The organism is Actinomadura vinacea (assembly GCF_039532545.1).
Taxonomy (GTDB): domain Bacteria; phylum Actinomycetota; class Actinomycetes; order Streptosporangiales; family Streptosporangiaceae; genus Spirillospora; species Spirillospora vinacea.
In genome coordinates this window covers 1-13570 of sequence record NZ_BAAARW010000031.1, presented here as the reverse complement: position 1 = coordinate 13570, position 13570 = coordinate 1, and the positions used below count along the sequence as shown (strand labels likewise).

Below are 13570 nucleotides of genomic sequence, written 5' to 3'. Positions count from 1 at the left end.
CGCGCACAGCCGCGACTCACGCGGCCGGCGGAGCATCGTCCATCAAGCCGGTCTCCAGGCTGAAAACAACCTCACCCCCGACCGGCGCGGCCGCCGACCATGCTGCGTACCCGTCGCAGCGTGAACCCCCCGAAGAATTCACGGGCGGAGCCACTGAGTCAGTGGGCTCTGTGGGGGCGTGGTTCATGACGTGGTCGTGGAACATTGGGGAGGATCGGGGTCCTGGCGGCGGAACGCCTCGATGGCGGTGGCGGGAGAGCCGCGACGTGGCCCCGAGGCCCGCCTCCTGCGCTCGTCCACGACCAGCACCGCTTGGTCGGTGCCGAGATGGTCCACGACGTACCCACGCAGATCGTCGCGGACCGCGTCCGCGTCCCACTTGGCCCGCTCCAGCAGGTGCTGCATACCGTCGGGGTGGCCTCACCAGCCCACTCAGCAATCGTCCAACAGTTCTTGCGGGGCTAGTCGGCCGGCATGCCGCGGACGAACGTCAGAGCACCTGTTGATGTCGAGAACTGTGTCATCGGCTCTGACCTAAGACTGCCCTCCACGGAAGTGATCCTCAGCACGAGTTTGAGAGGGATCTAGGTATCCGAGGCGGCGTGTGTCTGGACGGGGGTGGGCGCGGTCCGCCGCGAGCCACACCAAAGTCCGCTCGACCGCCCACCTGCGAAACGCGCGCAGGTGGGCGGTTGCGATCAGATGGGCAGGTCGTCGTGCTTCACACAGGTGAGGAGGGCGGCGAAGGTTTCGGGGGTGAGGATGAGGTGTCCGGTGTCGGGGGCTTTGCTGTCGCGCACGCCGATGCCTTCCGGGAAGGCGGCGACTTCGACGCAGTCGCTCATCCCGCCGTTGCTTCCGCCGCTGTGGCTGCTCTTGCGCCAGCGAGTCATGCGAATCCCTCCATGACGTCCTTGATCAGAGCCGTTGAGGCGTCCATGGGGAGTGCCCAATCTCCGATGCGGTCAAATCGGACTCCGAACGAGCGTACCTCCGTATTGTCCTGGACCAAGCGCCCGCCCCCGCAGGCTTCGACGTAGACGCGGTCATCGCGCACGACGGACATGATCTTGAATGAGCCTTCTCGGCCAGGGTGCGGACCCGCGCTCCGGGGGGCGATCCGGACCGTGATGTGCGGGAGTTGCGCCACTTCGATCAGGTACGCGAGTTGGTCGCGCATGATCTCGGGTGTGCCGACGGGTTGTTCTATGGCTCCCTGGTCGAGGAAGAGCCACACGAGTGGCTTGCCGTCCAGGACTTTCCGCCGCTTCATCCGGGTGGCCAGTGCGGCCTCGATGTCGTCCACGCCGAACGCTTCGAAAACGGCACGGGCGTAATTTTCGGTCTGGAAGAGGCCGGGAATCCAGGCCAGGTCCCAGATGCGGAGTTCGGTGGCCAGCCGCTCGAACTGCACGTGGCTCATGAACCAGTTTGGGTCATGGTTCCGTTTTGCGTGATAGTAGATCCATCTCAGGAGATTTCCTGTTCCGTACCTTTCGTCCAAGATCTCGAGATGCGCTTCAGAGGGCTTGCGAACGCCCGATTCCCAGTGGGAGACAGTCTGTCGGGCACAGCTGGTCAGCTCCCCTACGGCGGCGCACGAGAGGTCGTGCTTCGTGCGGAGAAAGTGCAGGTAGACGGCCAGAAGATGCCACAGGTTGTCCTTCGCGTCGAGCTGCTCTCTGAGTAGCATCGAGGGCCTCCATTTTGCGATCTTGTCACCAATTTGCTTGTAGCAGTAGTCAAAGTAGCCCCGCTGGGGTCACGCTGGGAGTCACTTCAGCGAAATGTGGCGGGGAGGCGATATGCGGGCGGCCGTGTTCGATGCCGGTCTGGAAATTTGTTCGAGTAATGCCGCGGCGGGATTCGCTCGGAGCTACGTGCGGGCGGAGCTTTGCCGGCTGGGGCTGGCGTCCGCTATCGAGGACGCGATCCTGGTCGCCACTGAGTTGGTGACCAACGCGGTGAACGCGAGTCCGCCGGAATCCAGCATTCGGCTATCCCTCGGATGGCATTCCAGGGGATTGGTGTTCGCGGTCTGGGACGGCAATACGACGCTGCCCGTGCGCAGGGACATCGCACCGCTAACGCCGGAGGCCGTCGACCGCCTTCCGGACGAGCCCGGCGGATGGGGCTTGGGCCTGGTGGAGGCGCTGGCGCGGGAGGCCTGGACGGAGCCGGCCGACCCGGGCAAGTGGGTGTGCGCCTCGCTCAACATCTGAATTCTCGTCGAGTGGCAGAAGGTCAGCCGTACGGCCGGGATCACTGCCGTGAGCGAAAGGAAATCAACAGTGTTCAATTTGATCGCCGGTGTCGCTGGTACTTTCCTGGCGGGGCTGGCATCGGGCCTGTGGGTGTCGGTGGCACTGGGCACCCACCACCGTGACCTGGGAGTCCATCCAGAGAGGAGCAGGTGATCGTGGGAAAGCATAAAAATCCGGAAAACTGCGGCATATGTGGCGGCAAGGGGAAGGTCGTGGTCAACAACGACAACAAGGAGCAGGAAGTCACCTGTCCAAGCTGCAATGGTTCTGGCAAGGCATGAGTGTTCAGGCGGCGTTCGATGCCGTGCCGCGTGAGGCGTTCGTCCCTGACCTGGTCTGGATCAGGCGGGATGACGGGTGGGCCGTTCCGCTGCGCCGTCAGGACGACCCGGATCGCTGGTGGGCGCTGGTGCGGTCCGAGGACGCGGTGACCACCCAGATCGACGACGGGGCGGCCGAGAAAGGTATCTGGCCCACGAGTTCGTGCTCGGCCCCGCAGGTTGTCCGGGAGATGCTCGAGTTGCTGGATCTTGAGCGCGGGCACCGGGTGCTGGAGATCGGAACGGGCACCGGCTGGAACGCCGCGCTGATGGCGGAGATCGTCGGTGCGGAGCACGTGACCACGATCGAGATCGACCCGGGGATAGCCGAGCAGGCACGGCGGAACCTCGCCGGGGTCGGCTGCCCGGTCCGGGTCGTCACCGGGGACGGCGAGGCCGGGTATCCGGGCTCCGGCCCGTATGACCGGGTGATCGTCACGGCGGCGGTGGCGGAGTTGCCGTTCGCGTGGGTGGAGCAGACGAGGCCGGGCGGTCGGCTTCTGGTCCCGTGGGCTCCGACCTTCCATCCGCACGGGCCGCTCGCCCTTCTCACCGTGGAGGGTGATGGCCGGGCGTCCGGCCGGTTCGTGGCACCGTCCTGGTTCATGCCGCTGCGCGGCCAGCGGATCTCCCAGCCGGACCGGAACGCCTACAGGGAACGATGGACCGAAGCCGGTGAGCCCGAGATCGCCCGCTTCGGCATCACGGTGACCGCTCAGGGGCAGTCCATCTGGCTCGCAGGAGCAGCAAGCCGGCCGTGGCGCCTATGAGTTGGCAGGCTGCGATGGCCAGGAGGAGGCCGACCGGGCCGATCGTGTCGGCGAAGGCGCCGGTCAGGGCGGCGCCCACGGCGGATGCTCCGATCTTGAGGCTGCCGCCCGTCGTGTTGACCTGTCCGAGCCGGTCCGGTGGTGACTCGCGCTGGCGCAGCATCAGGGTCGCGGTGAAGACGGGGCCCTCGACGAGGCCCACGATGAGGAAGCACAGCAGTGCCCAGGAGAGGGACGGCGCCAGGGTCACCGAGGCGAGCGCGACGCCGAAGGCCGTGAGCCCGCCCAGGACCACCCTGCCGGCATGGCGGGCCTTTAACCAGCGTGCGGACGCGAGGGAGCCGAGCAGGGAGCCGGCGGCGAAGGCCACGAGGAACTGGCCGCCCGCGCTGGCGTCCTCGCCGATGTGCTGGGCGAACAGGACGGCGGTGACGGCGACTCCGCCGAATCCCAGCCACGCGAACGTCGTCGCGACCGTCAGCGACCGCAGCTTCGGGTTGGAGATCAGGACGAGCAGGCCGCCGGTCACCACGCGGCTGGCTCGTTCCGGTGCGTCTCGAGGGCCGGGAAGGGGGAGGAAGGCCAGGGCCACCGCGCCGACGGCGGCGGCGACCACGATCGGCAGGCCGGAACTGGAGCCGTCCGCGAACGTGGCGACCGCCGCGGCCAGGCCCGGTCCGGCGATCGCGGCGACGCTGTAGCTCGACGCTTCCAGTCCGTACGCGCGAGGCAGCCGTCCGGCCGGGACGAAACGCGGCAGCATGCTGGTGAGCGCCACCACGATCGGTTCGGTGCAGCCGACCACGGCGGCCACCAGCAGCGCCAGGACCAGCGGGGACCGTCCGGCCGTCAGCAGGAGCAGCGCCGTCGCGGCCGCGTAGCCGGCGGCCAGCGCCATGGCCACCGTGCGGGGACGGGGCGTCCGGTCGAGGACGTGCCCGATCACCGGCCCGCTGAGCACGTACGGCAGGGTCAGCGCGGTCTGCAGGAACCCGGCGTCGGCCGCCCGTCCGGTGCGGGCCTGTACGGTGAGGACCAGCGCGGTCGCGGCACCCTCGGCGGACACCCGGAGCAGCGTGGCGGCGGTGAGATGGGGCACGAGCCGTCCGGGCACCCCAGAAATGGTGTCATACCGGCGTTGATCACCGGGGATCTAGACTCGCAGTGTGACGCACACGAGAGCGTACGAGCATCGGGTTACCAGCGAGGTGGGGCGGCTGCGGACGGTGCTGCTGCACCGTCCGGGCGCGGAGCTCAAGCGGCTCACCCCGCGCAACAGCGACAAGTTGCTCTTCGACGCGATCCCGTGGGTGGGGCGGGCGCAGGAGGAGCACGACGCGTTCGCGCAGACGCTGCGCGACCGCGGTGTCGAGGTTCTGTACGTGACCGAGTTGCTCCAGGACGCGCTGGAGTACGAGGACGCCCGGACGGCGGCGGTCGCGAGCGTGGTCGACGATCCCCGTCTCGGTGACCAGTTGCGCAGCGTGGTGGCGGACTACCTGCGCGATCTGGACCCGGAGGTGCTGGCCCACGTGCTGATCGCGGGCCTGGCGCACGAGGAGTTGAAGATCGCGCACGGGCTGGTCTACCGGTTGATGGACCGGCTCGACTTCATCATCGATCCGCTGCCGGGGCTGCTGTTCACCCGTGACAGCAGCGCGTGGATCGGCGACCGGGTGGCGGTGACCAGCCTGGCGATGCGGGCCCGCCGCACGGAGTCGCTGATGATCGGCCTGATCTACGCGCACCATCCGCGGTTCGCGGGGGTGGAGCCGGTGTACGACCCGGCGCTGGAGCATGTCGAGGGCGGCGACGTCATGCTGCTGTCGCCGGGCGTGCTGGCGGTGGGCACCGGTGAGCGGACGACGCCGGCGGGGGTGGAGCGGCTGGCCAGGCAGGTCCTGCGGGCGGGGCTGGCGCACACGGTGCTGGCGGTGCCGATCGCGCAGGAGCGGGCGACGATGCATCTCGACACGGTGTGCACCATGGTCGACGTCGACACGGTGGTGATGTACCCGCCGGTGGCCCATTCCCTGACCGCGTACGCCGTCACCGGCGACGACGGCGATCTGCGGGTGGACGAGCCGCGCCCGTTCCTGGAGGCGGCGGCCGCGGCGATGGGCCTGGACCGGCTCAAGGTGATCGACACCGGTCTGGATCCGGTGACCGCGGAGCGGGAGCAGTGGGACGACGGCAACAACACGCTGGCGATCAGTCCCCGGCTCGCGGTCGCGTACGAGCGCAACATCGAGACGAACGCCCAGCTGGAGGCGGCGGGCATCGAGGTGATCCGGATCACCGGCAGCGAGCTGGGCACGGGGCGGGGCGGTCCGCGCTGCATGTCGTGCCCGATCCTGCGCGACCCGCCCCCGTCCGCCTGAAACGCAGAGCCCCCGGGCCGTTTCGGGCACCCGGGGGCCTGGACGTGGATAGCTCGGGCGGTGTCGACGGGGGCACGACAGCGCCCGAGCTTGAAGAGGACCATACAAGGTCAAGCGGGGGTAAAACCAGTCGGGGTCCGACTCCGGCCGTCAGCGCGGAAAAGCCCTGGTGGGAGCGGTCTCTCTGGCGTCGCCGTTGTGGCGGCCGCCGGGGGGCCCATTGGTGATGTCCTCGAACGCGCCGAACTCCGGGAGGCCGGTCGATGGCCGGGACAGGTCACTGTCGGCGATCTTGGGGGTGTGCAGGACGGCCCAGACGATGGTGGAGCCGTTCTCGTGCCGTACGCCCCAGCCTTCGGAAAGGGCCTCGACGATGCCGAGGCCCCGGCCGCCCAGGGACGACAGCGTCCCGGGGCCGCGTCTCGGCTCGGTCATCGCGCCGCCGTCGGTGACCGACAGTTCCAGGGTTTCGCCGTCGTGCGCCCAGGCGAGGCGGATCTGCCCGGACGGCAGCGGGCGGGCGTGGCGGAGGGCGTTGCTGAGGAGTTCGCTGACGATGACGCTGACATCGTCCAGCACGGACTCGAAGACGCCGGAGGCGGTCAGTTCGGAGCGGAGGCGCTTACGGGCGACCGCGACGCTGGACGGCGCGTATGGCAGCAGTACGACGCTCGACGCACTCACCTCCTGTGACCCTGTGAGCCCGACGGCTCGTTCCGGTACGTCCGAAATGCCCGGATGTCTGGGGCCGGAAACCTGACGGAAACACCCTGCTCAACCGCACAACGAGCGAGTGACCGATCAGTCACGGCCCATCACCCCCGTTTACGGTGCGGAAAGGGAGTCCCTCCCCAGCGGAAAACATCTATGGATCTATCCACCCAACGGCGGATTACTCCTCACGCGCGCGTTTCGTCCGTCACACTGCCGTTGCCGGGAACGTTCCCAAAGTATGGCACCCCTCGTGCCGGTGGCATCGCCATCGGCGCAGGTGAAGACCCGCATGCCCCGCCCCGCGCCGCGGCCGCGCCGCCTCTGGATCGTTCCGGCCTGCACCGGGCCGCACCGGCGAACGCCGTGCGGGCCGCGCGTTCCGCGCGCGGCGGAGATCAACTCTCCCTCGCCACGGACGATCCCCCAGCAACCTCCAGATCCTGGGTGATTTCGGTCACCCCCAAGGGGTGGACCGTTTCGGCGATCTTGAGCTTCAGGCACATGCGGGTCCCGGTGCGGCCCGGCTCGGACGGCGGCACCTGATGCGCCGAGATCTCGCCGCCCTGCGCCTCCGTCAGCCGTTTGACGATGTAGAGCCCCAGGCCGATACCGCCGAACCGGCGCCGGTCGCCCGCCTCGCCCTGGACGAACCGCTCGAAGATCCGGTCATGGTCGCCGGGGGCGATGCCGATGCCCTCGTCGTCGACGGTGACCACCACCTCGTCGCCCTCGCACCGCGCGCGGACCATGATCCTGCCGCCGTCCGGGGAGTACTTGAACGCGTTCTCCAGCAGCTGGCCCAGCACGATGTCGGTGGCCAGCGCGTCGCCGCGGGCCTGCGGCAGGTCGGCGGCGATCTCCAGCCCGACCCGGTGCAGGTCCGACAGCGAGCGGAAGCCCGCGACCACGCCCTCCAGCACCCGCACCAGGTCGAACGACTCGATCGTCACGCCCAGCTCGTCCGCCCCGGCCCGGGCGCCGCGCAGCAGGTGCTCCACCAGCCGGCCGAGGGACTGGGCGCGCTCGGCGATGATGGCGACCGCGGACCGGCGGTCGGCGTCGGACATCTCGTCCCACCGGTTGCTCAGCGTGCTGGCGAACCCCTGCACGACGGTGACCGGCGTGCGCAGCTCGTGGCTGGTGGTGGCGAGGAAGAGGTCCTTGGCCTCCTCCAGCGCCTTGGCCTCGGTCACGTCGCGGAAGTCCACGACCAGCTCGTCGGTCTCCTCGATCTCCGCGGCCAGCACGTTCAGCCAGACGCCCGACTCCGGCAGCGGGATCGTGATCATCTCGCCGAGCGCCGGCATCTCGAACGGCAGCTCCCGGCCCAGCGCCTGCTCCGGCGCGATGCCGGTGAGGGCGTGCGCCGCCGGGTTCCACTGCCGGACCAGGCCGTCGCGGTCGAGCACCGCGATGCCGTCGGCACTGGAATCGATCACCGCGCGCTCGTGCGCCCGCTGCCGGACGACCTCCGCGTAGGCGACCGCGTTCCCCACCGCCACCCCGGCGTGCCCGGCCAGCAGCTCCAGCAGCTCCAGCTCGCGGTGGCCGACCTTGCGGCCGGAGAACAGCGCGTACAACGCCCCGTACGGCCTGTTCTGCAGGAACGACAACCCCAGCGCGACCGTGTGCAGGCCCGGCAGCTCGGACCAGATGAGATCGCCCAGCCGCTGCTCCCCGGTCGCCAGCCGCACCGCCCGGCCCGAGCGCAGCAGCTCGCCGACCAGGCTGGTGCGCAGGTCGGCGGTGGTGCCGCGCATGTGGTCGGGCAGCCCGGACAGGCTGACCAGCCGCAGCCGCTCGCCCTCGATCCGCACGAAGCCGCCCGCGTCCGCGCCGGTCAGCTCGATCAGCGCGGCGGTGATCCGGTCGAGCACGACGTCCAGGTCCAGCTCGGCGTTGAGGTCGGCGACGATGTCGTTGAGACGGCGCACCAGCCGGGCCCGTTCGGCCGTGTGGTACTGGGCGACCTCGTCCTCCTCGACCGGGTGGTAGACCCCGACCAGGCCGAGCGGGGCGCCGTCGCCGTCCAGCAGCAGGCTGGTGTCGATCCGGACGTCGATCAGCCGCCCGTCCCGGCGGAACCTGCGGGTGGCGATGGAGATCTGCCCGCCCTCCCCGCCGCGCCGGGTGAGGAGCCGCTCCTGCACCGCGTTGTGCTCGGCCATGAGCTCGTCCGGGACGATCGGCAGCGGCCGCCCGAGCACCTCCGCGGCGCTCCAGCCGAACATCCGCTCGGCCGCCGGATTCCACACGGTGACGTGGACTCCGTCGTCCACGGCGACGATCGCGTCCGCCGCGCACTCGATGACGGCGCGGGCGATCGGGTCATGAACGGTCTGCACGCCTGTCATCGTGCCATCGCCCTTCGGCGCGGCGCCGGGCAACCGGCGGTGAAAAGTTCTCACCTCGCCGTCCGGACTGCTGGTAGAACGCCACGTCAGAGCCTGGGTAGAGGCGGATTCGGCCGGGTGCGGCGGGCATGCGGGCTCAGCCGGCGTCCACCCGGGTTGACTGGGACGGCCGGGCCGGCCGCCCGATCAGGACGGCGGCGAGCCCGGCCGCGAGGAAGGAGAGCAGCGACGCGCTCATCCAGGTCTGCGGCGTGAAGCCCAGCGCGCCCTGCACGTCCTGCCAGAACGCCGCCCACCAGCTCACCCCGCCCGGGTAGATCAGCTGGTAGCCGACGAACCCGATCGCCCAGGCGGCGATCATGCCCCAGCGGGACGGGGCGTCCCGCGCGGTGTCCCAGCCGCGGCGCCCGCGGCCCAGGAAGAAGTCGGCGGCCAGGACGCCCAGCATCGGCACGAACACCGACCCGATCAGGGAGAGGAACGCCGCGTAGTCCCCGATGTCCAGCAGCAGCGCCAGCCCGGTGATCCCGGCGCCCAGCGCCACGGTCAGCACCCGGCGGTCGGCGCGCGGGATCAGGTTCTGGATGGAGACGGCGGTGGAGTAGACGTTCGCGAACGACTGGTCGGCCTCCCGCAGCACGAACACCGCGAAGAACAGCGCGCCCATCGTCACGCCCAGGAACGGGTCGAACACCTTCGCCGAGTCCCCCGCCACCAGCGCCAGCGCCAGCAGCCCCAGGACGTAGGCGAAGATCTGCGTCGCGGAGTAGCCGACGGCGGCCGCGCCGAAGGCCCCGCGGGCGGAACGCGCGTGCCGGGTGTAGTCGGCGGCCACCGGCACCCAGGAGATCGACACGGCCAGCGCCGCGTCCGCCCCGATCCAGAACCCGCCCCAGGACCCCTCGGTCAGGTCGGGCAGCGGCTCGCGCAGCAGCTGGACGTAGAAGTACACCAGCGCGACCATCACGGCGGCCGTGACGTAGCGGCGCAGCAGCCGCACCGACCCCAGCGGCCAGATCGTCAGCGCGGTGGTCAGGATCCCCGCCGCGATCACGTACCCCCAGCGCGGCGGGCCGTCCCACAGCCGGCGCGCCGCGTCCGCGATCACGATCAGCTCGAACGTGCCCCACCCGACCAGCTGCGCGATGTTCAGCACGGTCGGCACATACGACAGCCGGGCGCCGAACAGCCCGCGCAGCAGCACCATCGCGGGCTGCCCCGTACGCGCGCCCGGCGCCGCCGCCAGGCCCAGCATCAGCCCGCCCAAGATCGTCCCGACGGTCATCGCGACGATCCCGGCCGCGATCGACAGCGTCGGACGGCCGTTCTCGTCGGGGGCCAGCACGGTGTACGCGCCGGAGAACGCGAAGAGGCTGACGCCGAGATTGGCCCAGAACGCACCCTGGTCCCAGAAGCCGAGCGCCCGGGGCGCCGGTTCGTCGAGGGTGAAGGGGACCTCGGCGTGCGGACGCCGCTCGGCCTTGGACGCAACGCTGGATTCGCGCACCGGAGAGCACTCTCCCTACGCCGGCATTACCCGGACAGGTTCATGCGGTCGGCGACGCCGATGAGTCGCCCTCTCAGCCCGGTCGGCCCGAGCTCCCGCGGATATCGGTCGAACAGATCGTACCGAGGCGAACCACGCGAAACCACCACCGGTCCGGTGCGGCCGGTGGCATCCGGCGGTAAGACCAGGTCAGGCGATGTACGGCGGTGCGCCGGAGTCGGTCTCGATCGGCCGTCCGGCCTCCACCCAGCGCTTCATGCCGCCGTCGACGTTCTTGGCCAGCCAGCCCGCCTGGTTCAGCGCGACGGTCACCTGCGCCGAACGCTGCCCGGACCGGCAGACCACGTAGACCTCCTGGTCGCGAGGCACCTCGCCGGCGCGGTCGCTCAACCGTCCCATCGAAATGTGCACCGCCCCGGGCGCGTGACCGGCGTCCCACTCCTCCTGCTCGCGCACATCCAGCAGGTACGCGTCCTGCGGAACGTCCTTCGCGTCAACCGCCGGGACATCGTCCCCGAAAATCATCACACCTCCATGGAACCGCGCGGACCCCACCTGCGTCGAATCACGCATGCGGTATCGGACGCTCCTTTTCACGACGCCCGGGCTAGCCATGATCCTGTCACTGGCTGCCTGCGGCTCAGAACAGGCCACGAGCAAACCCGCTGACCAGCCCTCGGCCACGACGTCCGTCCAGCCCTCCGGATCCCCGGAGGCGAAGAACATGCTGACCGTCCAAGTCAAGGCCTCCGCCCAGGCGCCGGCCAAGACCTGGACGCTGTCCTGCGACCCCGCGGGCGGCGATCACCCGAAGGCGCAGCAGGCGTGCGCCACGCTGGCCAAGGCCAAGGATCCCTTCAAGCCCACACCCACCGACCAGATGTGCACCAAGATCTATGGTGGTCCGGAGATCGCCACGGTCAAGGGCACCTGGCATGACAAGCCGGTCGACGCCAAGTTCACCCGCGCCGACGGCTGCGAACTGCACCGCTGGACCCAGGTCGCCCCGCTCTTGGGCGACGTGCCGAAGGTCCGCTGAGCCAAGAACATCTCAAACCCCGCACCGCCGAGCCCGCCGACCCGGGTTCGGCGGCCTACTCCGCGGCCGCTCCGACCGCGACCGCCCCTTCCGGCCCGCACGGCTCGTCCAAGGACAACACGTCGCCGGAGGGGAACTTCCCACTCCGCAGCCGCGCTGCGACCCCACCACCCGGCCCACCCGTGGGTCGGGCCCGACCCGCTGGACGAGGAGTTCACGCCGGAGGCGCTGGCCGCGATCGTCAACGGCAAGCGCGCCCAGATCAAGGGGTTGCTGCGCGATCAAAGAATCGTCGCGGGCATCGGGAACGCCTGGTTCAAGGAGGACGGCGAGGACAACCCGCGCCCTACGTTGCGGGCTGGGACTGCCCTTAGCACCTTGCGGAGCTTGCGGCGAACGCCCTGCGGCGGCTGGGGCTCACCAGGTTGACCCGCGGGCCTCAACAGGCGCAGCGCGGGGTGGGACGAGGGGGTGACGGTGGCGGAGACGGGCAGTCCGCGGCTGCTCTTCGGAACGGGCCTGCCGGTGCGCCACTACCTGCCGGAGCCGCATGTGCGGATGGATCTGCTGGAGTCCACCGACACCGTTACCGGTGCCCGTTCGCGCTCACTTGAGCAGCCGCGACATCCGGCGATCGGCCAGCGGCTTGCCGCCGGTCTGGCAGGTGGGGCAGTACTGCAACGAGGAGTCGGCGAACGACACCTCGCGGATGACGTCGCCGCAGACCGGGCACTTCTCACCGGTACGGGCATGCACTCGCAGCCCGGTCTTCTTCTCGCCCTTGAGATCCTGGGCCGCCAGGCCGCGGGACCGCTCGACCGCGTCGCGGAGCGTGCCGACGATCGCCTCGTGGAGGGTGCGGACGTCGTCCTCGGTCAGCGAAGAGGCGATCTTGAACGGTGACATCCGGGCGGCGTGCAGCACCTCGTCGGAGTAGGCGTTCCCGATGCCCGCGACGATCCGTTGATCGCGCAGCAACCCCTTGATCTGGGCGCGCTTGCCGTTGACGATCGCGGCCAGCGCCTCCGGCGTGAACCCCTCGCCCAGCGGGTCGGGCCCGAGCGAGGCGACACCGGGGATCTCCTGCGCGTCCCGAACGACGTACACGGCCAGGCCCTTCTTGGTGCCGGCCTCGGTCAGGTCGAAGCCGGACCCGTCATCCAGATGGACCCGCAGGGCGAGCGGATTCTTGCCACCCGGCCGCGCGGGCTTGGCGGGCATCTCCTCGCGCCACCGCAGCCACCCCGCCCGCGCCAGGTGGACGACCAGGTGCAGCCCGTCCACGTCGAGGTCGAGGAATTTGCCGTGCCGGGCGACCCCGGTGACGGTCAGCCCGCCGAGCGCCGTGACCGGCGGGTCGTAGGTCTTCAGCGCGGAGATGGCGAGAACATCGACACGGGCGATGGCGTGACCGGCCGCGCGTTCGCGCAGGAAGCCGGCGAGCGCCTCGACCTCGGGTAGCTCAGGCATGGCTCAAGTATCCGTGACGGAGGGAGGTGTCCACATCCCTGTGGAAACCTGTGGACAACTCTGTGGACAGGCGGGCGCGAGCCCGGGTGTTCGACACTTTCATGGGATAGAGCCCTACAAACTAGAACAAAATTCCACCAAGATCGTCCACTCCGCCCCCGTGTGGGTGTGGATAACTTTCCCCGCTCCCAGGTTGTGGCTGCGATCGGAATAACCCCTAGGGGGTAGGGGTTGTCATGTCCTGAGCGTTATGTCAGCATGAGGAGAGAAAGATACCCCCCAGGGGTAAAAGAAGCGAGGGAGTAGCGACGATGAGCACCGCCACCTACACCGTCTCTGGGATGACCTGCGGCCACTGTGTGAACTCGGTCAAGGAGGAGGTGGGTCAGGTCGCGGGTGTGAGCGATGTGGCCGTCGACCTCGCGACCGGCCAGGTGACCGTGACCAGCGAGACCCCCCTCGACGAGGCCCAGGTCCGGGCCGCCGTCGAGGAGGCCGGATACGAACTGAAGGCATGAGATGAGCACCGCGGCCAAGCTCGACGCACACGTCCTGGGCTTGGCCGCGGTCTCGCATCGGCGCTTCCCCGAGCAGTGGCCGCAGGGGTGTGGGGGCTGACCCCCAGCCAGTACTTCCCCACCACGATGACGAGCGAGGAATGAGATGAGCACGGGCGACACATCCGAACGGGTCGAGTTGGCGATCGGCGGGATGACGTGTGCCTCGTGCGCCGCTCGTGTCGAGAAGCGGT

General features: G+C 69.6%; 15 protein-coding genes, 2 pseudogenes and 1 riboswitch. Of the genes and pseudogenes, 8 read left to right on the top strand and 9 right to left on the bottom strand.

Translation table 11 applies throughout. The annotated features are described in order from the left end of the window. Positions 1–291: 291 nt before the first annotated feature. The 3 genes and pseudogenes from ABD340_RS37325 to ABD340_RS37315 all read right to left on the bottom strand — a co-directional run. A pseudogene (locus tag ABD340_RS37325) lies at positions 292–458 on the bottom strand (transposase); the annotation flags it as partial. 240 nt (positions 459–698) lie between these two features. Next, on the bottom strand, positions 699–893 hold the full coding sequence (locus tag ABD340_RS37320) for a DUF397 domain-containing protein (protein ID WP_344595596.1): 195 nt from the start codon (positions 891–893) through the stop codon (positions 699–701). Continuing rightward, complete coding sequence (locus tag ABD340_RS37315) at positions 890–1693, bottom strand: helix-turn-helix domain-containing protein (protein ID WP_344595594.1); 804 nt, start codon at positions 1691–1693, stop codon at positions 890–892. Before ABD340_RS37315 ends, ABD340_RS37320 begins: the two co-directional genes overlap by 4 nt. A 112-nt stretch (positions 1694–1805) precedes the next feature. Here ABD340_RS37315 and ABD340_RS37310 point away from each other — a divergent pair, with 112 nt between their 5' ends. From ABD340_RS37310 to ABD340_RS37300, 3 genes are all read left to right on the top strand, one after another. Continuing rightward, a complete protein-coding gene (locus tag ABD340_RS37310) occupies positions 1806–2222 on the top strand; it encodes an ATP-binding protein (protein ID WP_344595593.1) in 417 nt (138 codons plus the stop codon). Positions 2223–2413: 191 nt separating this feature from the next. Then, positions 2414–2545 (top strand): hypothetical protein, encoded by a 132-nt coding sequence (locus ABD340_RS37305; RefSeq protein ID WP_344595591.1) that lies wholly within the window; start codon positions 2414–2416, stop codon positions 2543–2545. Continuing rightward, entirely contained in the window at positions 2542–3354 is an 813-nt protein-coding gene (locus ABD340_RS37300; RefSeq protein WP_344595589.1) for a methyltransferase domain-containing protein, read from the top strand. Before ABD340_RS37305 ends, ABD340_RS37300 begins: the two co-directional genes overlap by 4 nt. Here ABD340_RS37300 and ABD340_RS37295 read toward each other — a convergent pair. After that, positions 3287–4468 carry an MFS transporter gene (locus tag ABD340_RS37295; RefSeq protein ID WP_344595588.1) on the bottom strand — a complete coding sequence of 394 codons (1182 nt, stop codon included), beginning with the start codon at positions 4466–4468 and terminating at the stop codon, positions 3287–3289. The genes ABD340_RS37300 and ABD340_RS37295 overlap by 68 nt on opposite strands. Positions 4469–4520: 52 nt before the next feature. Between ABD340_RS37295 and ABD340_RS37290 the strand changes: the two genes are divergently transcribed. After that, positions 4521–5735, top strand: coding sequence for an arginine deiminase (locus tag ABD340_RS37290; protein ID WP_344595586.1), 1215 nt, complete (start codon positions 4521–4523; stop codon positions 5733–5735). A 150-nt stretch (positions 5736–5885) separates the two neighbouring features. Here ABD340_RS37290 and ABD340_RS37285 read toward each other — a convergent pair whose 3' ends face one another. From ABD340_RS37285 to ABD340_RS37270, 4 genes are all read right to left on the bottom strand, one after another. Continuing rightward, complete coding sequence (locus tag ABD340_RS37285) at positions 5886–6419, bottom strand: ATP-binding protein (protein WP_344595585.1); 534 nt, start codon at positions 6417–6419, stop codon at positions 5886–5888. Between the two features lie 425 nt (positions 6420–6844). Next, positions 6845–8803: a PAS domain-containing protein gene (locus ABD340_RS37280; RefSeq protein WP_344595584.1), complete on the bottom strand. Its 1959-nt coding sequence runs from the start codon at positions 8801–8803 to the stop codon at positions 6845–6847. Positions 8804–8939: 136 nt separating this feature from the next. After that, positions 8940–10310, bottom strand: coding sequence for a purine-cytosine permease family protein (locus ABD340_RS37275; RefSeq protein WP_344595583.1), 1371 nt, complete (start codon positions 10308–10310; stop codon positions 8940–8942). Further along, a riboswitch (TPP riboswitch) is annotated at positions 10306–10419 on the bottom strand. Its footprint overlaps the gene before it by 5 nt. Before the next feature lie 80 nt (positions 10420–10499). Continuing rightward, a complete protein-coding gene (locus ABD340_RS37270; protein ID WP_344595661.1) occupies positions 10500–10832 on the bottom strand; it encodes a rhodanese-like domain-containing protein in 333 nt (110 codons plus the stop codon). A 202-nt stretch (positions 10833–11034) separates the two neighbouring features. Between ABD340_RS37270 and ABD340_RS37265 the strand changes: the two genes are divergently transcribed. From ABD340_RS37265 to ABD340_RS48195, 3 genes and pseudogenes are all read left to right on the top strand, one after another. Further along, positions 11035–11349 carry an SSI family serine proteinase inhibitor gene (locus ABD340_RS37265; protein ID WP_344595581.1) on the top strand — a complete coding sequence of 105 codons (315 nt, stop codon included), beginning with the start codon at positions 11035–11037 and terminating at the stop codon, positions 11347–11349. A 9-nt stretch (positions 11350–11358) separates the two neighbouring features. Then, positions 11359–11778: a hypothetical protein gene (locus ABD340_RS37260; protein ID WP_344595659.1), complete on the top strand. Its 420-nt coding sequence runs from the start codon at positions 11359–11361 to the stop codon at positions 11776–11778. Positions 11779–11820: 42 nt separating this feature from the next. Then, positions 11821–11880: pseudogene (locus ABD340_RS48195) on the top strand (hypothetical protein); the annotation flags it as partial. A 75-nt stretch (positions 11881–11955) separates the two neighbouring features. On the opposite strand, the gene ABD340_RS37250 reads toward ABD340_RS48195, so the two are convergent. Continuing rightward, on the bottom strand, positions 11956–12819 hold the full coding sequence (locus tag ABD340_RS37250; protein WP_344595579.1) for an Fpg/Nei family DNA glycosylase: 864 nt from the start codon (positions 12817–12819) through the stop codon (positions 11956–11958). 311 nt (positions 12820–13130) lie between these two features. Here ABD340_RS37250 and ABD340_RS37245 point away from each other — a divergent pair, with 311 nt between their 5' ends. Next, positions 13131–13337, top strand: coding sequence for a heavy-metal-associated domain-containing protein (locus ABD340_RS37245; protein WP_344595577.1), 207 nt, complete (start codon positions 13131–13133; stop codon positions 13335–13337). Positions 13338–13570: the final 233 nt, after the last annotated feature.